Annotated in this window: 16 protein-coding genes; 9 read left to right on the forward strand and 7 right to left on the reverse strand. The window is 62.9% G+C overall.

The window, feature by feature from the left end; genetic code table 11:
* Nucleotides 1-77 precede the first annotated feature (77 nt).
* The 3 genes from ACNAZA_RS16525 (at nucleotide 78) to ACNAZA_RS16535 (ending at nucleotide 3,380) form a co-directional block, all read left to right on the forward strand.
* On the forward strand, nucleotides 78-755 hold the full coding sequence (locus tag ACNAZA_RS16525) for a response regulator (protein WP_120965413.1): 678 nt from the start codon (nucleotides 78-80) through the stop codon (nucleotides 753-755).
* Between the two features lie 88 nt (nucleotides 756-843).
* Nucleotides 844-2,295 (forward strand): sensor histidine kinase N-terminal domain-containing protein, encoded by a 1,452-nt coding sequence (locus ACNAZA_RS16530; RefSeq protein WP_415797638.1) that lies wholly within the window; start codon nucleotides 844-846, stop codon nucleotides 2,293-2,295.
* 107 nt (nucleotides 2,296-2,402) lie between these two features.
* Nucleotides 2,403-3,380, forward strand: a complete 978-nt coding sequence (locus ACNAZA_RS16535) for a tripartite tricarboxylate transporter substrate-binding protein (RefSeq protein ID WP_415797639.1) — start codon at nucleotides 2,403-2,405, stop codon at nucleotides 3,378-3,380.
* Nucleotides 3,381-3,479: 99 nt separating this feature from the next.
* Here the strand turns inward: ACNAZA_RS16535 and ACNAZA_RS16540 are convergent, their stop codons facing one another.
* From ACNAZA_RS16540 to ACNAZA_RS16550, 3 genes are all read right to left on the reverse strand, one after another.
* A complete protein-coding gene (locus ACNAZA_RS16540; protein WP_415797640.1) occupies nucleotides 3,480-4,247 on the reverse strand; it encodes an SPOR domain-containing protein in 768 nt (255 codons plus the stop codon).
* Between the two features lie 3 nt (nucleotides 4,248-4,250).
* Nucleotides 4,251-5,084, reverse strand: coding sequence for a biotin--[acetyl-CoA-carboxylase] ligase (locus ACNAZA_RS16545; RefSeq protein ID WP_415797641.1), 834 nt, complete (start codon nucleotides 5,082-5,084; stop codon nucleotides 4,251-4,253).
* A gap of 139 nt (nucleotides 5,085-5,223) precedes the next feature.
* Nucleotides 5,224-5,727, reverse strand: coding sequence for an SET domain-containing protein (locus ACNAZA_RS16550; protein ID WP_415797642.1), 504 nt, complete (start codon nucleotides 5,725-5,727; stop codon nucleotides 5,224-5,226).
* Between the two features lie 118 nt (nucleotides 5,728-5,845).
* Here ACNAZA_RS16550 and ACNAZA_RS16555 point away from each other — a divergent pair, with 118 nt between their 5' ends.
* The 3 genes from ACNAZA_RS16555 to ACNAZA_RS16565 all read left to right on the forward strand — a co-directional run bounded on the left by ACNAZA_RS16555 (nucleotide 5,846) and on the right by ACNAZA_RS16565 (nucleotide 10,085).
* The gene (locus tag ACNAZA_RS16555) at nucleotides 5,846-8,791 is read left to right on the forward strand and encodes a DNA topoisomerase III (RefSeq protein WP_415797643.1); all 2,946 of its coding nucleotides are present in this window, start codon (nucleotides 5,846-5,848) and stop codon (nucleotides 8,789-8,791) included.
* Nucleotides 8,792-8,953: 162 nt separating this feature from the next.
* Nucleotides 8,954-9,745: a tyrosine-protein phosphatase gene (locus tag ACNAZA_RS16560; RefSeq protein ID WP_415797644.1), complete on the forward strand. Its 792-nt coding sequence runs from the start codon at nucleotides 8,954-8,956 to the stop codon at nucleotides 9,743-9,745.
* Between the two features lie 187 nt (nucleotides 9,746-9,932).
* Complete coding sequence (locus tag ACNAZA_RS16565) at nucleotides 9,933-10,085, forward strand: hypothetical protein (RefSeq protein ID WP_415797645.1); 153 nt, start codon at nucleotides 9,933-9,935, stop codon at nucleotides 10,083-10,085.
* Nucleotides 10,086-10,181: 96 nt separating this feature from the next.
* Here the strand turns inward: ACNAZA_RS16565 and putP are convergent, their stop codons facing one another.
* Both putP and ACNAZA_RS16575 read right to left on the reverse strand, forming a co-directional pair.
* Nucleotides 10,182-11,672, reverse strand: a complete 1,491-nt coding sequence (gene putP / locus ACNAZA_RS16570) for a sodium/proline symporter PutP (RefSeq protein ID WP_415797647.1) — start codon at nucleotides 11,670-11,672, stop codon at nucleotides 10,182-10,184.
* 187 nt (nucleotides 11,673-11,859) lie between these two features.
* Nucleotides 11,860-14,328 (reverse strand): penicillin-binding protein 1A, encoded by a 2,469-nt coding sequence (locus tag ACNAZA_RS16575; RefSeq protein ID WP_415797698.1) that lies wholly within the window; start codon nucleotides 14,326-14,328, stop codon nucleotides 11,860-11,862.
* A 318-nt stretch (nucleotides 14,329-14,646) separates the two neighbouring features.
* Between ACNAZA_RS16575 and ACNAZA_RS16580 the strand changes: the two genes are divergently transcribed.
* Nucleotides 14,647-15,141 (forward strand): glutathione peroxidase, encoded by a 495-nt coding sequence (locus ACNAZA_RS16580; RefSeq protein ID WP_415797648.1) that lies wholly within the window; start codon nucleotides 14,647-14,649, stop codon nucleotides 15,139-15,141.
* A gap of 88 nt (nucleotides 15,142-15,229) precedes the next feature.
* Here ACNAZA_RS16580 and ACNAZA_RS16585 read toward each other — a convergent pair whose 3' ends face one another.
* Together ACNAZA_RS16585 and ACNAZA_RS16590 are read right to left on the reverse strand one after the other, a co-directional pair.
* Nucleotides 15,230-15,589, reverse strand: a complete 360-nt coding sequence (locus tag ACNAZA_RS16585) for a hypothetical protein (RefSeq protein WP_415797649.1) — start codon at nucleotides 15,587-15,589, stop codon at nucleotides 15,230-15,232.
* 176 nt (nucleotides 15,590-15,765) lie between these two features.
* Nucleotides 15,766-16,677: a LysR family transcriptional regulator gene (locus ACNAZA_RS16590; protein WP_415797650.1), complete on the reverse strand. Its 912-nt coding sequence runs from the start codon at nucleotides 16,675-16,677 to the stop codon at nucleotides 15,766-15,768.
* Between the two features lie 191 nt (nucleotides 16,678-16,868).
* Here ACNAZA_RS16590 and ACNAZA_RS16595 point away from each other — a divergent pair, with 191 nt between their 5' ends.
* Complete coding sequence (locus ACNAZA_RS16595; RefSeq protein ID WP_415797651.1) at nucleotides 16,869-17,774, forward strand: pirin family protein; 906 nt, start codon at nucleotides 16,869-16,871, stop codon at nucleotides 17,772-17,774.
* Nucleotides 17,775-17,878: 104 nt separating this feature from the next.
* On the forward strand, nucleotides 17,879-18,574 hold the full coding sequence (locus ACNAZA_RS16600) for an isochorismatase family protein (RefSeq protein WP_415797652.1): 696 nt from the start codon (nucleotides 17,879-17,881) through the stop codon (nucleotides 18,572-18,574).
* Nucleotides 18,575-18,602: the final 28 nt, after the last annotated feature.

Consider the following 18,602-nt stretch of genomic DNA (forward strand, 5'->3'; position numbering starts at 1 on the left):
TACAATGGCAGCAAAGGCGCCGCAGATTTGCAGACTGCCTGCCCTGCGGCAGCCATACATAACCAGGAGACAAACCCATGCGCATACTGATTGCTGAAGACGACCAGGTGCTCGCCGATGGCTTGCTGCGCACGCTGCGCAGCTCGGGTGCCGTGGTCAGCCATGTGGCCAGCGGCAGCGAGGCCGATGCTGCCTTGCTCACCAACAGCGAGTTTGATTTGCTGATTCTGGATCTGGGCCTGCCCAAGATGCATGGTCTGGAGGTGCTCAAGCGCTTGCGCGGCCGTGGCGATGCGCTGCCGGTGCTGATTCTCACGGCGGCCGATTCGATTGAAGAACGGGTGCAAGGCCTGGACTACGGCGCCGACGATTACATGGCCAAGCCGTTTGCCCTGTCCGAGCTGGAAGCGCGTGTGCGGGCGCTGACGCGTCGCGGCATGGGCGGCGCCAGCTCCACCATCAAGCACGGGCCGCTGGTGTACGACCAGGCCGGCCGTGTGGCCACGATTGACGGCAAGATGATTGAGCTGTCGGCCCGCGAACTTGGCCTGCTGGAAGTGCTGCTGCAGCGCGCCGGTCGCCTGGTCAGCAAGGACCAGCTGGTGGACCGCCTGTGCGAGTGGGGCGAAGAGGTTAGCAACAACGCCATCGAGGTCTATATCCACCGCCTGCGCAAGAAGATCGAGAAGGGGCCGATTCGCATCGCCACCGTGCGCGGCCTGGGCTATTGCCTTGAAAAAATATCTTCCCCCTGAGCGGCTGCACCGCTTCCCCCAGGGGACGGCAGCCTTTGCTGCGGGGCGGCCCTTGCTGGCTGCCTCTGACCTTACGTAGCGCTTGTCCATGAAGATCTTTCAGCGTGAGCAGCGATCCCTGTTTGGCGAAATCCTGGACTGGATGCTCACGCCCTTGCTGCTGCTGTGGCCCATCAGCCTGGCGCTGACCTGGCTGGTGGCCCAGGGCCTGGCCAACAAGCCTTTCGATCGGGCGCTGGAGTACAACGCCCAGGCCCTGGCCCAGCTGGTCATCGTGCAGCGCGGCAAGGTGCAGTTCAATCTGCCGCAATCGGCCACCGAGATCCTGCGTGCCGATGACTCCGATACGGTGTTCTTCCAGGTGCTGGGTGCCAAGGGCGAGCATCTGGCCGGCGAGCGCGATTTGCCCAGACCGCCGGAGATGCAGGATGCACCCGCCACCGGCACGGTGCTGCTGCGCGACGAGGAATACAAAGGCATAGATTTGCGCGTGGCCTATATCTGGGTGCGCATGCCGCTGCCCGGGGAGCAGCACGCCTTGGTGCAGGTGGCAGAGACCCGCGAAAAGCGCAGCGTGCTGGCCACGGAAATCATCAAGGGCGTGATGCTGCCGCAATTCGTCAGCCTGCCGCTGGCGGCGCTGCTGGTGTGGCTGGCGCTGGCGCGCGGCATCAAGCCGCTGCACCGGTTGGAAGAGCGCATACGCGCCCGCAAGCCCGAGGATCTCTCGCCCATCAACCACAAGGATGTGCCGCTGGAGGTGGTGCCGCTGGTTGATTCCGTCAACGATTTGCTGGAGCGCCTCGACGACTCCATCGCCACCCAGAAACGCTTTCTGGCCGATGCCGCCCATCAGCTCAAGACGCCGCTGGCAGGGCTGCGCATGCAGGCCGATCTGGCTCAGCGCGAAGGCACAAGCCCTGAGGAAATCAAGCGCTCGCTGATGCAGATCGGCCGCTCCAGCATTCGTGCCACACACACCGTCAATCAGCTGTTGGCGCTGGCGCGGGCCGAAAGCGCCGTGCCGGCCATGCAGGCCTGCAATCTGGTGGAGCTGGCCGCCGAAGTGGTGCTGGACTGCCTGCCGCGCGCCATGGACAAGCACATAGACCTGGGCTACGAAGGCGCAGAGGCCGGCGCGCCCGGCGTCTGGCTCAACGCCAATCCCACGCTGCTGATGGAGCTGATACGCAATCTGGTGGACAACGCCATCAACTACACCCCCTCCAGCAGCTGCGCACCCGGCGTGGTCACCGTGCGCGTGCTGGCAGACCACTTTGCCCGGGTGCTGCTGCTGCAGGTCGAGGATTCCGGTCCCGGCGTGCCTCAAACCGAGCGCGAACTGGTCTTTCAGCCTTTTTACCGCGTGCTGGGTACCGAGGCCGACGGCTCGGGCCTGGGTCTGCCCATCGTGCAGGAGATTGCGCGCCAACATGGTGCACAAGTGCTGCTGGAAGACGCCAATCCGGGGCAAAACCCCTGCGGTGCCCGGTTTACGGTGCGATTTATTGCGCAGCGCATATCGGAAACTGCGTACTAGGCAAATACTTGCTTACCCTAAAATGAATTTTTATAGGACTTGCCCGTAGGGTGTGCGCACCCCGGAGGCAAGCTTTTGGTATTTCATTGGATCCGGGAGCCTTTCTGATGCAACGTCGTCATTTCATTCACACCGCTGCTGCGGCCGCCGTGGTTTCTTCTTTGCCTGGTCTGGCCATGGCCCAGGACACTTCGCGCGCTCTGCGCATCATCGTGCCTTTCCCTGCTGGCGGCGCCACCGACATGGTGCCCCGCAACATGCAGGACGTGCTGCCCAAGCTGCTGGGCGGCCAGGCCGTGGTGATCGAGAACAAGGCCGGTGCAGGCGGCTCCATCGGCATGGCTGAAATTGCCCGTGCCACCGACGGCGTGACTTTCGGCATCGCCACCCTGTCCACCCACGGCGTCAACCCTGCCGTGTTCAAGAAGCTGCCTTACGACGCCACCAAGGACTTTGTGGGCGTGACGGAAATCGTCAAGGCTCCGGGCGTGATCGTGATCAACCCCAAGCTCATCCCCGTCAAGACCTTTGCCGAATTCGTGGCCTACCTCAAGGCCAACCCCGGCAAGGTGTCCTATGCCACGCCTGGCAACGGCACCATCGGCCACATGTGGGGCGTGCAGTTCCTCAAGAGCACGGGCACCGAGATGAACCACATCCCTTACCGTGGTGCCGGCCCTGCCATCAACGACGTGCTGGGCGGTCAGGTGCCCGTGTACTTTGACCAGGTTGCGGCCTCTCTGCCCCACATCAAGGCAGGCAAGATGCGCGCCCTGGCCGTGTCCTGGCATGAGCGTCTGGACGTGCTGCCCGATGTGCCTACCTACGCCCAGACCGGCCATCCCGACCTCAACGATCCTTCCTGGTTCGGCCTGGTGGCCCCCAAGAACACGCCCGCCGCACAAGTGGAGCGTGTGCAAAAAGCCATCGTCGCCGCGCTGCAGGACCCCGCAGTTCAGCAACGCATGGCCGCGCAAGGTCTGTATCCTTCGGGCACCTCGAGCGCTGCTTTCACCAAGCAGATCGCCAGCGAAGTGGCCAAGATGAAGAAGGTGGCTGCTGCCGCCAATATTCAGATCGACTAAAAGTGATAGCTGCTGGCCCATTTATTGATTGGGTTAGCAGTCGATTTCATTGAAAAAGGCCTGCAATGCAGGCCTTTTTGTTTAGGGCTCGCCTGGGCTTTACTTGGGGCAGGCGCGCAAGGCCTTGGCTTCCAGGTGTTTGCCCAGCAAGGCCGTCACTTCCTGTTTGAAGCTGGCCGTGGCCTTGGGCAGGCGCAGCGCATAGGTGGTCAGTTCGGCGCGCTCCTGAACCACACGGGCGGTGCGCACGCCCTGGCGTGCAAACGTGGCCAGCTGGCGCTGTGCGGCTTCTTCGCTGGAGAAACGACCCAGGGACAGGCCGGGCTCCAGGGCGCCTCCGGCACGGTCAAATTCGATGTCCATCAGGCGCAGCTCGACGCGCTTGCGGTCCAGAAACTCGGCATCGGGAAACTTGCCCATGTACACCATCCAGCGACCGCCCTGATGGCTGGGTATCAGCTCCCACTGGCTCTTGGGTTTGGCGGCCAGGGTGCGACGGATATGGCTGACCTGGCGCTCGTCAAGATTGCTTGCCAGATAGCAGCTCTCGGCCTCCTTGGCGTCTGCTTTGGCTTCGGGCTTGGGCTCGGTTTTTGGCTCGGTCTTGGGGGGCTTTACATCCTCTTGAGGCTCTTCTTGCGGCTTGCTTTCAGCTTCTGTCACCGGCTTGACGGCAGCAGGCAGGGCTGGAGCAGGGACTTCACCGGGCTGCAGCACGCGCAGGGCGTCTGGTTGAATCTGCTGCAGCAGGCGCTGGGGTTCGGATTGAGTCGCCTGCTGTGCGCCCAGCGCAGCCAGATGGCCGTGGCTCCAGAGGTAATAGCCGGCATTGGCCAGTACCAGCAGCAAAAAGACGAGTCGCAGCATGGTTCAGGCCTGCAGCGGGCTGCTGGCCGGGCGCACGCTGATCTCGGAGCTGGTCACCGCCTGCACGCCGCTGGCTGTGCGCACCAGAAAGCCGCCATCGGCAGCCACGCCCTGGGCCATGCCGGTGCTGCCGTCGCTGAGCACCACTTCGCGTCCGGCCAACAGATCGCGCTGGGCAAAGCGTGGCAGCAGGGGCTCGAAACCGCTGTGGGCAAAGCTTTTTACCTGGGCCACCAGATTGGGCAAGATGCAGGCCAGGGCCGTGGGCGCATCCAGCGCGGCATCGAACTCCTGCAGACAGGCCGGCGTGGTGCGCATGCCGTCGCCGGGCCGGGGGCGGATATTGATGCCTATGCCGATCACCACATAGCGCGGCGCGTGCACATCGTGCTGATGGCTACCCACAAAGCTGGCCGTTTCGATGAGGATGCCGGCCAGCTTGCGATCGCCTTCCAGCCACAAATCATTGGGCCATTTGATGCCGATTCTGGGAATGCTGCTGCCTGCGGCCGGCAGCTGGGGCTGCAGGCTCTCGGCCACGCTCAAACCCACGGCTAAAGACAGGCCTGACCAATCTCTGGGCGTCAGCGGCAGGCCCAGGGAGAACATCAGCGAATCTCCCACGCCACTGACCCATTGGCGACCCAGGCGGCCTCGACCGGCCGTCTGCTGCTCTGCAATCAAGAGCACCGGATCGGTCTGGCCGTCGCGCGCGCGGCGCATGAGTTCGGTATTGCTGGAGTCCACGCTGGGCAGAATTTCCACGCTGAAGCCTGGCAGCTGGGGGGCAATGTGCTGCCACAGGGCTTCGGCATTCCAGTGAATGGGCTGAGTCATTTCAGTTGTCCATAAAGTGGCCTGCATCAACGCAGGCGGCTAAAACAAGCATGCCCCAGCTCACAAGTGCCCGGCAAGGGCCGACCCGCAGCGAAGGCACCGTCCCCTCGCGCGAAGCAGAGAGGGGCATCAAGAGATGCTATTTATCCCCAGGCATGGGCGGGCGCCAGCCGCGCTTGGGCGCGAGCATGGTGCCCCGGCAGTTGGATGCTCCGCACCAGCAGACATATTCGGCCTTGAGCTTGGGCGTGTAGCGCTCTTCCACCATCAGGCCGTAGTCGTAGTTCAGCTCTTCGCCGGCCGCGATATTGCGTAGCGCCACGATGAAGATGCGGCCGTCTTGCTCGTCGGTATAGCAATTGGGTCCGCAGCTGTGGTTGATCCAGCGCGAGGAATTTCCCTGGTGCGTGGCGTCGATCACATGGTCTTCGTCCACATGGAAATAAAACGTGTGGTTGGGCTGGCTGGGGTCGTGCGGGTGTCGATCCTGTGCCTCCTGCCAGCCAATCACTTCACCCACGTACTCAATAATCGTCTCGCCCTCGGCAATATCCTGCACGGCGAAAACGCCTTTGCCATGCACGCCGGAGCGTCGAGTCTGGATGCGGCGGCCCCCAGAAGGGGCCAGGGATGTGCGGGGCATGATTTCTCTGATACTTTGAATATGCACACATGTGCGCGTACGCGCGCGTGAGAAGCGGATTGTATGAGCCTGAGCGCCACACCGGAGCGCAGGCGGTTAAAGACGACGAGAACAAACAATGACTAAAACCCTGGTGATTGCAGAAAAGCCTTCTGTTGCACAGGACATCGTCCGTGCACTGACCCCTGTGGCAGGCAAGTTCGAGAAACACGATGACTACTTTGAATCGGACAGCTATGTGGTGACCAGTGCGGTCGGCCATCTGGTGGAGATTCAGGCGCCCGAGGAATTCGACGTCAAGCGTGGCAAATGGAGCTTTGCCAACCTGCCGGTGATTCCCCCGCGTTTTGACTTGAAGCCCGTGGACAAGACCAAGACGCGTCTGAACGCCGTGGTCAAGCAGGCCAAGCGCAAGGATGTGACCGAACTCATCAACGCCTGTGACGCGGGCCGCGAAGGGGAGTTGATCTTTCGTTTGATCGAGCAATACGCTGGCGGAGCCAAGGGCGGTCTGGGCAAGCCCGTCAAGCGCCTGTGGCTGCAGTCCATGACGCCGCAAGCCATCCGTGACGGCTTCAACAATCTGCGCAGCGACGCGCAGATGCAAGGTTTGGCCAGCGCCGCGCGCAGCCGCTCCGAGGCCGACTGGCTGGTGGGCATCAACGGCACGCGTGCCATGACGGCCTTCAACTCGCGTGACGGCGGCTTCTTCCTGACCACGGTGGGCCGGGTGCAGACACCCACCTTGTCGCTGGTGGTGGAGCGCGAAGAAAAGATTCGCAAATTCATCGTCCGTGATTACTGGGAAGTGCACGGCACGTTCGATGCCCAGGCCGGCCAGTACCTGGGCAAGTGGTTTGACACGCAGTGGAAGAAGAGCGAAGACCCCGAAGCCCGGGCCGATCGTCTGTGGAACAAGGCCCAGGCCGAAGCCATTGCCGCCGCCGTCAAGGGCAAGCCCGCCACGGTGACGGAAGAGAGCAAGCCCACCACGCAAGCCTCGCCCCTGCTGTTCGATCTGACCAGCCTGCAGCGCGAGGCCAACGGCAAGTTCGGCTTCTCGGCCAAGACCACGCTGTCCCTGGCCCAAAGCCTGTACGAACGCCACAAGGCGCTGACCTATCCGCGTACCGATTCTCGCGCCCTGCCCGAGGATTACCTGCCCGTGGCCAAGCAGACCTTCGACATGCTGGCCACCAGCGGCATGCGCCATCTGGCGCCCTTTGCCCAGCAGGCCATCAACGACAACTACATCCGCCCGAGCAAGCGTATTTTCGACAACAGCAAGGTGTCGGATCACTTTGCCATCATCCCCACGCTGCAGGCACCATCGGGACTGTCCGAGGCCGAGCAAAAGCTGTACGACCTGGTCGTGCGCCGCTTCATGGCCGTGTTCTTCCCCAGCGCTGAATACCAGGTCACCACCCGCATCAGCAAGGTGGAGCAATACAGCTTCAAGACCGAAGGCAAGGTGCTGGTCAAACCGGGCTGGCTGGCGATTTACGGCAAGGAAGCCGCCAATGAGGTGGAAGACGCCAAGGAAGGCGACAAGGGCCAGCCTCTGGTCGCGGTGAAGCCCGGCGAGCAGCCGCGCGCCGACCATGCCGATGTGAAGGGCCTGAAAACCAAGCCGCCGGCACGCTACTCCGAAGCCACGCTGCTGGGTGCCATGGAAAGCGCCGGCAAGCAGATCGACGATGAAGAACTGCGCGAAGCCATGCAGGAAAAAGGCTTGGGCACGCCTGCCACGCGCGCGGCCATCATCGAAGGCTTGCTGACCGAGAAATACATGTTGCGCGAAGGCCGCGAGCTGATTCCCACGGCCAAGGCCTTCCAGCTGATGACGCTGCTGCGCGGCCTGCAGGTCGAGGAGCTGTGCCGCGCCGATCTGACCGGCGAGTGGGAGTTCAAGCTCTCGCAAATGGAAAAAGGCCAGCTCTCGCGCGAAGCCTTTATGCAGCAGATTCAGGCCATGACCGAAAAGCTGGTCAAGAAAGCCAAGGAATACGACCGCGACACCATTCCCGGTGACTACGCCACGCTGCAAACGCCATGTCCCAACTGCGGTGGCGTGGTCAAGGAAAACTACCGCCGCTACGCCTGCACGGGCGCAGACGGCAACGGTGCAGGCTGCGGCTTCTCGTTCACCAAATCGCCAGCCGGCCGCACTTTTGAAACAGCCGAGGCCGAGGCCTTGCTGCGCGACCGCCGCATCGGCCCGCTGGACGGCTTCCGCTCCAAGGCCGGCTGGCCGTTTGTGGCCGAAGTGACCATCGTGCGTGACGAGGAAAACGGCAACTACAAGTTCGAGTTCGACTTCGGCGACGACAAGGCCGACGAAGAATCGGGCGAGCTGGTGGATTTCTCGGCTCAGGAAAGCCTGGGCAATTGCCCGGTATGCGGCTCGCCGGTGTTCGAGCACGGTGCCAACTATGTCTGCAGCAAGGCCGTACCCACGCTGACGCAGGCCACGCCCAGCTGCACCTTCAAGAGCGGCCAGATCATCCTGCAGCAGCCCATTGAGCGCGAGCAGATGAGCAAGCTGCTGTCTGCAGGCAAGACCGATCTGCTGGAGAAGTTCGTCTCCAACCGCACCCGCCGCAACTTCAAGGCCTTCCTGGTCTGGGATGCGGCTGCGGGCAAGGTCAACTTCGAGTTCGAGCAGCGCGAAAGCAAGTACCCGGCTCGCAAGACCGCCGGTGCTGCTGCTACCAAGACTGCAGCTGCTGGCACAAGCAAGACGGGCGCTGCAGCCAAAAAAGCGGCTGCAAAAACCACCAAGGCTGCGAGCAAGACGGCTGCCAAGACTCCAGCCGTCAAAAAGCCCCGCACCGTAAGCGCCACGCTCAAGCCCAGTGCCGAGCTGGCGGCGGTGATCGGCGGCGAGGCGACATCGCGCCCCGAAGTGATCAAGAAGCTGTGGGACTACATCAAGGCCAACGGCTTGCAGGATGCCAAGGACAAGCGCGCCATCAACGCCGATGCCAAGCTCAAGCCGGTGTTCGGCAAGGATCAGGTCAGCATGTTCGAACTCGCCGGCATTGTCGGAAAGCACGTGAGCTGATCCGCCCACCGGTGCGATCAAGCCCCGTGCAGCCGTCTGAGCTGCACGGGGCTTTTTTGTGCCCGGCTGTGCCGCTCGATGCTGCCCATGCCTGCCCGCTGCTTTTTCGGAGGTGACCTTTGCGACACAGGCGCTACTCGGCAATCAGCTATAAATCTTGTTATGCAACTGAACGACGATCTGCTGGCGACCTCGGTCGCAACCGCTGAGGCCCCAGACCCCAGCCGCCCCATTGCCCTGTCTGGTGCTTCCAACTTCCGCGACCTGGGCGGTTACCGGGGGCTGGACGGGCGCAGCCTGCACTGGCGCAAGCTGTATCGCTCGGCCCACCTGGCCCACCTGACGCCCGAGGATCTGGCCCAGCTCCAAACTCTGGGTGTGAAGCGCAGCGCCGATTTTCGCGGCTCGGGCGAGAGCCAGCATCTGGCCTACCAGTGGCCCAGCATTGCCCGCCATGCCCTGGTGGTGGAGCCCACCGTGGTGCAGCGTGCCCAGGCCATGATGAGCCAGGGCGAGGAGTTGACGGCAGGCACCACCGAGGAGCTGATGCACGACACTTACCGCAGCTTTGTGAGCGTCTACGGCCACCGCTTTGCCGAGTTCTTTGCCCTGCTGCAGGTCAGCGATGAACCGCTGGTCTTTCACTGCACGGCCGGCAAGGACCGCACGGGTTGGGCGGCCTTGCTGCTGCTGACCGCACTGGGTGTGGATGAGCAGCAGATCATGGAAGACTATCTGCTGACCAACCAGCTGTTCAAACGTCCGGCGTCGATGTACGGCAACATGTCCGAAGAGGTGCTGGACGCCTTGTGGCGCGTGCAGCCTTCCTATCTGATGGCTTCGGTCGATGTGGTACGCGCTCAAAGCGGCTCGGTGGACCGCTATCTGACCGAGGTGCTGGGTGTGGACCGTGCCGCGCGCGAGCGCCTGGCGCAGCTGTATCTGGAAGCTTGAGATAACTCCTGATTCGATAGCTTCATGCACTTGATTGCATTGGGCTTGAGCACAAATTCAACCAATTTTCGAGTGTGTTTACACTCTGAAATACCTCAGCTCCACTGTGCCGACCCGGGGTATTTTTCTAGGGGTTACCATGGGGGTAATGGTCCCGAATACCGAGTCGGGCGTACTGGAGAGATATATGCGAACCTGGATTTCATTGGCAGCCGCCGCCTTGCTGACGGCCGCACTGACCGCCTGCTCAGGCACCACCCCCACACAATCGGGCCAAAGCAGCCAAAGCGGCGTCACGGTGTTTGGCACCATCGACACCAGCATCAGCCACACGCGTTAAACGCCGCTGCGGCTGTTGTCGCGATGGGACAAGTTCCATAAAAAAGCCCCGCCGGCAGCACAGCAGGCGGGGCTTTTTGCCAGCAGACGGCGATGTTTATTCGCCGTGCATGACGATCTCGAGGTTCACCTCGGCATGGGTTTTCTGCACCGCTGCCGAAGGCGCTTTGCCCAGCAGGCTGACCACGACGATGGCCAGGCTGGACAGTGCAAAGCCTGGCACGATCTCATAGAGCTTGAACCACTGGTAGTTCTGCCAGACCAGCACCGTCACGGCGCCCACGATCATGCCGGCCAGGGCGCCGTTGCGCGTCATGCGACCCCACAGCAGCGACAGCAGCACCAGCGGGCCGAACGCCGCGCCAAAGCCTGCCCAGGCATTGCTGACCATGCCCAGCACCTTGCTGTCCGGGTCTTGCGCAATTACGATGGCGATAACGGCAATGGCAAACACCATGGCGCGGCCGAACCAGACCAGCTCTTTCTGGCTGGCCTGCTTGCGCAAAAAGGTTTTGTAGATGTCTTGCGTCAGGGCGCTGGAGCAGACCAGCAGCTGGCAGGACAGGGTGCTCATCACGGCGGCCAGCACGGCAGCCAGCAGCACGCCGCTGATCCAGGGGTTGAACAGCAGCTTGGCGACTTCCAGGAACACGGTTTCGGCGTTGCCGTTCACGCCCACGGCCAGATCGGGGCGGCTGCCGAAAAAGGCGATACCGAAAAAGCCCACGGACACGGCACCGCCCAGGCACAGCACCATCCAGCTCATGCCGATACGGCGGGCATGGGGAATGGTTTTGAGGGATTCCGCCGCCATGAAGCGCACCAGAATGTGGGGCTGGCCGAAGTAGCCCAGGCCCCAGGCCAGCAGCGAGATCACGGCAATCACCGTCTGGCCCTGGAACATGTCGAAGGCGCCGCTGCGGGCGGTCGCGATGATGGCCGTGCTGGCGCCCACGCCGCCGTCGGCGTAGATGACCATCAGCGGTGCCAGAATCAGCGCCGTGATCATCAGCGAGGCCTGGATGGTGTCCGTCCAGCTCACGGCCAGAAAGCCGCCGATGAAGACATAGGCCATGGTGGCGATGGCGCCCACCCACAGGGCGGTCTGGTAGTCCATGCCGAACATGCTCTCGAACAGGCGGGCACCGGCCACCACGCCCGAGGCGCAGTAAATCGTGAAGAACACCAGAATCACCATGGCGGTGACGATGCGCAGCAGATTGCTGCGGTCTTCAAAGCGGTTGGTGAAGTAGTCGGGCAGCGTCAGCGCATTGCCCACTTTCTCGGTATAGACGCGCAGACGCGCCGCCACAAATCGCCAGTTCAACCAGGCGCCCAGGCACAGGCCTATGGCAATCCACGAGGCCGACAGGCCTTGCACGAACACGGCACCCGGCAGGCCCATCAGCAGCCAGCCGCTCATGTCCGAGGCACCGGCCGAGAGCGCGGTGACCACAGGGCCCAGGCTGCGCCCGCCCAGAATGTAATCGGAGAGGCTGGAAGTGGCTTTGTATCCCATCCAGCCTATGGCAAACATGGCCAGCAGGTAGATGACGAAGGTGACGAGCGTTGGTGTATTGGCGGTCATGGAGGCTCCGGTTCGGCGCGGCACACTGCACGGTAGTGAGGGCGCGCAAGAAGGCCTCGCACAGGTGAACCGGATAGGTCGCACAGGGCAAGGCCAGGCCGGTATTGGAACAGCTTCTCAACAGCCCAGTAGGGCAAAAGGCTGCAGGCGCGCCTGCAGCCTGGCCCTTTGTCGTGAAATCAAGCGCTTACTGCGGTGTTGCCGGGACGGGTAACGGAGCCAGGGGTGGCAGCTGCGTGCCCACATCGCTCCAGCCGGGCGGCGTGGACGACCCCGGCTGCGATGGCGTTGGAGAGGGTTGCGCAGACGGCGGGGCCAGCCCCGGGCTGGTATCCAGATCCGGGCCGTCCTGGCCCTGCGCAGGCGGCGGCGCCGCCGAAGCATTGGAAGAGGGCAGGGCGGGCGTGCTCTCCTCAACTTCCACTGGGGTGTCGGCGGGCTGCGGTCTGGCGGGTGGCGGAGCCTTGCCCTCGTCCTTGCCGGCGTCCTCGTCGGTACCTACCCATTGCTGCAGCTTTTCGCGCAGGCGATCCGCCAGATTGCCCCACCAGTGGCTGGACTCGGGCTGGACAAACTGGGCCTTGGCATTGAGCAGCGGGCTGGCCAGCGCGCGGTGCATGAAGTCGCCCACCATGGGCAGGGCACTGCGCGCGCCCTGGCCCCAGAGATCGCTCTTGATGGTGATGCGCGCATCGTTGAAGCCGGCCCAGGCACCGGTCACGATCTGCGGATGCATGAGGATGAACCAGCCGTCGGCATTGCCCTGGGTGGTGCCGGTCTTGCCGGCCACATCGGCGCGTATGCCGTATTGCCGGCGAATGGCGCGGCCCGTGCCTTTGTCTATCACGCCGCGCAACATGTCCACCAGGGCGTAGTTGTCTTCCTCATCCCAGGCCTGCTGGGGCTTGGGCGGGGCAAATTCGGCCAGCACTTCGCCGTCGGAATTCTCGATGCGGGTGACCAGCTGCGGCGCTATATAGCCGCCTTGGTTGGCCAGACTTCCATAGGCGTTGACCATCTCCAGCAGCGTGACCGGGCTGGCACCCAGGGCCAGAGCCGGCACGGCCTCCAGTGGGCTTTGGCGTACGCCCAGGCTTTGCGCCAGTTTGATGACAGAGGCCGGGCCGACTTCCTGCATCAGCTTGGCGGTCACCGTGTTCTTGGAATAGGCCAGGGCATCCTTGAGCGTGAGTTCCACGCCCGTGGGGGCTGAGGCATCGGAGGGGCGCCAGATCTCGCCGCCGGGCAGAGCGATTTCCACCGCCTCGTCCCGGCGCTTGTCCTCGGGCTTTAGGCCGTCCTTGAGGGCTGCGCCGTAGACAAAGGGCTTGAAGGTGGAGCCGGGCTGGCGGCGCGCCTGTGCCACATGGTCGAAGGCATCCAGCGCATAGTCGCGGCTGCCCACCCAGGCCAGCACGGCCGAGGTACGCGGGTCCATGGCCACAAAGCCGGCCTGTATGCGCGTCTTGTCCGTGCGCAACTCCTTCATGAAGCTCTTGTCGGCCAGCAGTTTTTTGATGGCGTCCTGCTCGCTCAGGCTCTCGGCCTTGGCGTTTTTGACGAGCTTGCGAAAGGCATCGCTTTCGCGCACCAGTTGCACTACCAGCGGGTTGTTGGCATTCCAGCCGTCGGCGTGGTTCCAATTGTTGTTGGTGATGCCTTGCAGCGTCTGCATCTGGCGGTTCACCGCCTGCTGGGCCCAGCTCTGCAGGCGCGAATCCAGGGTGGTGCGCACGATCAGGCCGTCGGTGTAGATGTTGTAGTCGTTCTTGTCGGCCCAGGCGATCAGCCATTTGCGCAGCTGCTGCGAAAAATGCGGAGCCATGCCCGTGGGCTCTTCCTGGCGCTCGAAGTTCAGGCGCATGGGGCGTTTTTTGAGCCGCTCGAACTCATCGTCCTTGAGCTCGCCGCGCTTGACCATCTGCGCCAGCACCGTGTTGCGGCGCGAGATGGCGCGGTCCGGATTCATCACCGGGTTGTAATAGGCATTGCCCTTGAGCATGCCTACCAGGGTGGCACTTTCCAGCACCGAGAGCTTGGCCGCCGGCTTGTCGAAATAGGTGCGCGCTGCCATCTCTATGCCATAGGCGTTGTAGAGAAAAGGCACGGTGTTCAGATAGGTCTCGAGAATCTCGTCCTTGGTATAGAGCGCCTCGATCTTGAAGGCCGTGATGGCTTCCTTCAATTTGCGGTTGAGGTTGCGCGCTCGGCCGATTTCCGTGGGGTAGAGATTGCGCGCCAGCTGCTGCGTGATGGTGGAGCCGCCTTGCGGATTGCCGCCCAGCGTGTGAATCATCGAGCCCACGGTGCGCGTGAAATCCATGCCGTGGTGCTGGTAGAAGCGGTGGTCTTCGGTAGACACCAGGGCCTTCACCACCGAGGGCGAAATCTGCGCCAGCGGCACCCACTGGCGGTTGCTGCGCTTGAACTCGCCGATCAGCTTGCCGTCGGCGCTGAGGATTTGCGCCGGCTGCTCCAGCTTGGCCTTGCGCAGATCGCTGATGCTGGGTGTGAACGGAATCAGCAGCAGCACATAAAGCAGGGACAGGGCCGGCACTGCCGCCGCAAACCACAGCCATTCGCGCCCTGTGGGCAGGCGGCGCCACCAGGGCAGCTCGGCAATGCGCTGGCCCAGGGCGCTGGCGCGCCAGCGCATCCATAGCGCAGCCATGGAGGCCACCAGTTTTTCTTTGAAATCGTTCACGGACAGGCGCACGGTGCAGGGCAGCACTGGGCTGCGGATTGGCGAAAGCGCAAAGAATGCCCAAAATCAAGGCAGTTTGCTTGGGGTGGCGGTCTTTTCTACGCAGACAGCCCCGGTATTTTGGCGGCTGGCACTGCGCCGGCGGCAAAACCGCCTAGGGTGGCATCGGCACGCGGTCAACACGTTCTCAACGCATGGCGTGCCGGGCATCGGTGCTTTGCGGCTTGGCGTAAGCTTGTCGCTTCACATCAGCCCAAACGGGAGGGCCGCATGAGCAGCACAGCGCAAAGCGTTTTTGACTTTGAAGCCATGGACATCAAGGGGCAGAGCGTGCCCCTGTCGCAGTACCGGGGCAAGGTATTGCTGATTGTCAACACGGCCAGTGCCTGCGGCTTCACGCCGCAGTACAAGGGGTTGCAGGCCCTGCATGAAAAGTATGCGGACCAGGGCCTGGTGGTGCTGGGCTTTCCCTGCAATCAGTTTGGTGCGCAGGAAAAAGGCTCGGACGATGAAATCGCCAGCTTTTGCGAGCTGAACTTTGGCGTGAGCTTTCCCCTCATGCACAAGATCGAGGTCAACGGCGATGGCGCGCACCCGCTGTACCGCTGGCTGTGCAGCGAAGCGCCGGGCGTGCTGGGCACCAAGTCCATCAAGTGGAATTTCACCAAGTTTCTGCTCGCCCGCGACGGCCAGGTGGTGCGCCGTTACGCGCCCCAGGACAAGCCGGAAAAGCTGGCCGAAGATATAGAAGCGGTGCTGATGTAAGCCCGAAAAAACAATAGCTGCCAGCGCCTGTATGTAAAAGGCTGGCAGCTATTTTTGCTTGATTTTGGCGGAAATGATCCGCCCGGCTTCAGGCGATGCCGTCCAGCGCCAGCACATCGGTTTCAACACACACGCCGTTGTCCAGGCTGGTGCGCAGCACAAAGCCGTCGTCAATGGCTACCAGCTGTGCGCTGTCCACATTCTGGCCTTGCTTGCCTTGCGGGCCGTCGAAGCTGAAAAAGCCGCGCAGCGGCAGCTCGGCGGCGCATTCCATGTCGGTATCGGCATGCTGCTCCAGCAGCCACTGGCGGGCGGAGCGCAGCGTGGCGGCCACGGGCAGAAAGGCCTGCGGAAAGTCGATATGCGCGGTGCGCGTGGTGTCGTCACCGCTCAGTCCGTCAAATTCGCCAATGGTGTAGAAGGGCAGGGTAAAGCTATGGATGCTCATGGGTTTTGCTATTAAAAAGGTTAGCGCTACGTCCGTATATCAAGCATTACCGGCGAGTTGGACTGAAGTTTTTAGCTCGGTGCCGTGACGGGACTGCATTGTGCTGGATGCTGCGCTGCCCAAAAGGAAACAGCGCGTGCAGGTGAATGGCAGGCGCTCGGCGCCAGGCCCTGCCGCTATTCCTCGCCCATGGCTTTGAAGGCCGCCGCCAGGTGATCGAGCAGCGCCCGCACCGCAGGCAACTGCCCCCGGCGCGAGGCATAGACGGCGTGGATGATCTCGGCACGCGGCTCCCAGCCTGGCAGCACCTGCACCAGCGTGCCGCTGCGCAGATCGTCGCGTACAAACATGCTGGGCAGCTGCACCACGCCCACGCCGGCCATGGCAGCGTCGCGCAGCGCCAGCATGGATTGCGTGACAAAGCGCGGGCTGTGGCGTACCTCGGCACGGTTGCCGTCGGGGCCGTAAAGCTGCCAGCGGTGCGCTTCCTGTGGCGTGCCCATGTCCAGGCTGGGCCAGTGCGATAAATCCATGGGCCCGGCCGCCTGACCGCATTGCTGCAGCAGCGCCGGTGCAGCCACCAGGCACTGGCGGCGTTCGGCCAGCGTGCGCAGCACCAGATCGCTGTCCTGCAGCGGCGGCGGGCGCACGCGAATCGCCAGATCCAGGCCTTCGGCCACCACATCCACCCGGCGATTGGTTTCATCCACCTGCAACTGCACGCGCGGGTACTGCAGCATGAAGTCGGCCAGCATGGCACCCACGCGTGCGGCCAGCAAGGCCACGGGGCAGCTCAGGCGCACCAGGCCGCAGGGCTCGGACTGGATCAGCGCCACCGATTCCTCGGCGGCTTCGGCCTCGGTCAACATGGCGCGGCAGTGCTCGTAATAGCGCTTGCCCACCTCGGTGACGGCAAAGCTGCGGGTGGAGCGCAGCAGCAACTGGACGCCCAGCCGCTCTTCCAGCAAGGCCACGCGGCGGCTGAGCTTGGACTTGGGCAGACCCAGGGCACGGCCCGCAGGCGCAAAGCCGCCGTGTTCCACCACCTGGGCAAAGTAGTACAGCTCGTTGAGGTCGGGTAGTTTCATCGTTTCAAAAATAGAACTCTGAAAGCAATTATTGCCGACTACTCAAATCATTGTTCCGAATTCATACTTCTCTCCATGTTCAACGGAGCGGTGATGCCAGGCACGGGTGGTGGCTGGCTCCCGATCCTCAAAGCAGGCAACCGGCTTTTCCAAGCGAAAAGCACCGTGTTTGCCGCAACAGGAGAAGTGCCATGCTCAAGAAAATTCTGGGTGTTTATGAAGCCCCCCGTCCTCACTGGGTGGGCAATGGCTTTCCCGTGCGTTCGCTGTTCAGCTATGGCGATCACGGCAAGGCTTTGAGTCCCTTTTTGCTGCTCGATCATGCCGGCCCGCAAAGCTTTGCCCCCACCAGCGGCCGACGCGGCGTGGGCACGCATCCCCACCGTGGATTCGAGACCGTGACCATCGTCTATGAAGGCGAAGTCGCTCACCGCGACTCCACCGGCGCAGGCGGCACCATCGGCCCCGGCGATGTGCAGTGGATGACGGCGGCCTCGGGCATCTTGCATGAGGAGTTTCACTCCGAAGCCTTTGCCCGCAGCGGCGGCGCGCTGGAGATGGTGCAGCTGTGGGTCAATCTGCCTGCCAAGGACAAGATGAGCGCCCCCGGCTACCAGAACCTGCTCAATGCCGACATTCCGCAGGTCGAGCTGCCCGGCGGTGCCGGTCATCTGCGCGTCATTGCCGGTGACTACGCTGGCAGCCAGGGGCCGGCTCATACCTTCACTCCCATCAATGTCTGGGATGTGCGCATCAAGGCCGGTGCCACGACCGAGCTGAAAGCCCAGCCCGGCCACACGCTGGCGCTGGTGGTGCTGCACGGTACGGTGCTGATCAATGGCGAAGAAGTGGCGCGCGCCGGCCAGCTGGTGCATATGGATCGTGCTGAAGACACCGTGCATCTCGAAGCCAACAACGAGGTCACGCTGCTGTGGCTCTCCGGCGAGCCGATTGACGAACCCGTGGTCGGCCACGGCCCCTTCGTCATGAACACTGACGAGGAAATCGAGCAGGCGATTGACGATTTCCGCAGCGGCCAGTTTGGCCGTATTCCTGCCGTGGTGCGCGATGCGCCCCAGGCTGGACTGAACCACTGATGCATCGCCCGGACCTGCGCGGGAGCGCAGGTCTGCGATCTCCAGGCGCACCCGCTTTATCCCTGTCCCTCCCCCTGTCCTTTTCCACCCCCCAGGAGACTGCCATGAGCATCCCGTCCGCTGCGATTCCTGCCAACTTCAACGGTGCCAAGCCCGTGATCGATCCCGACAACGTGGCCATGCTGCTGATCGATCACCAAAGCGGTCTGTTCCAGACCGTGCAGGACATGCCGTTCACCACGCTGCGCCGCCTGGCCAGCACGCTGGCCAAGATCGCCAGCCTGGCCAAGATTCCCGTGATCACCACGGCATCGGTGCCTCAGGGCCCCAACGGCCCGCTGATTCCCGAGATTCACCAGAACGCGCCCCACGCCATCTACGTGCCTCGCAAGGGCGAAATCAACGCCTGGGACAACCTGGACTTTGTGCAGGCCGTCAAGAACACGGGCAAGAAGCAGCTGATCATTGCCGGCACCATCACCAGCGTGTGCATGGCGTTTCCCTCCATTGCCGCCGTGGCGGACGGCTACCAGGTGTTTGCGGTGATCGATGCTTCGGGCACCTACTCCAAGATGGCCGAGGAAATCACCCTGGCGCGCATGCTGCAGGCCGGCGTGGTGCCCATCGACACCGCTGCCGTGGCCTCCGAGCTGCAAAAAACCTGGAACCGCGCTGACGCGGCCGAGTGGGCCCAGGCCTATACCGGCATCTTCCCCAACTACCAGCTGTTGATCGAAAGCTATGCCAAGGCACAGGAAGTGGTGCAAAACCACGAAGTGCTCGATTCCCAGCGCGCCTGATTTTTACCGGTCCCATCATCTATCCTGA

Origin of the sequence: Comamonas aquatilis (assembly GCF_965139575.1) — a bacterium.
GTDB lineage: Bacteria > Pseudomonadota > Gammaproteobacteria > Burkholderiales > Burkholderiaceae_C > Comamonas > Comamonas aquatilis.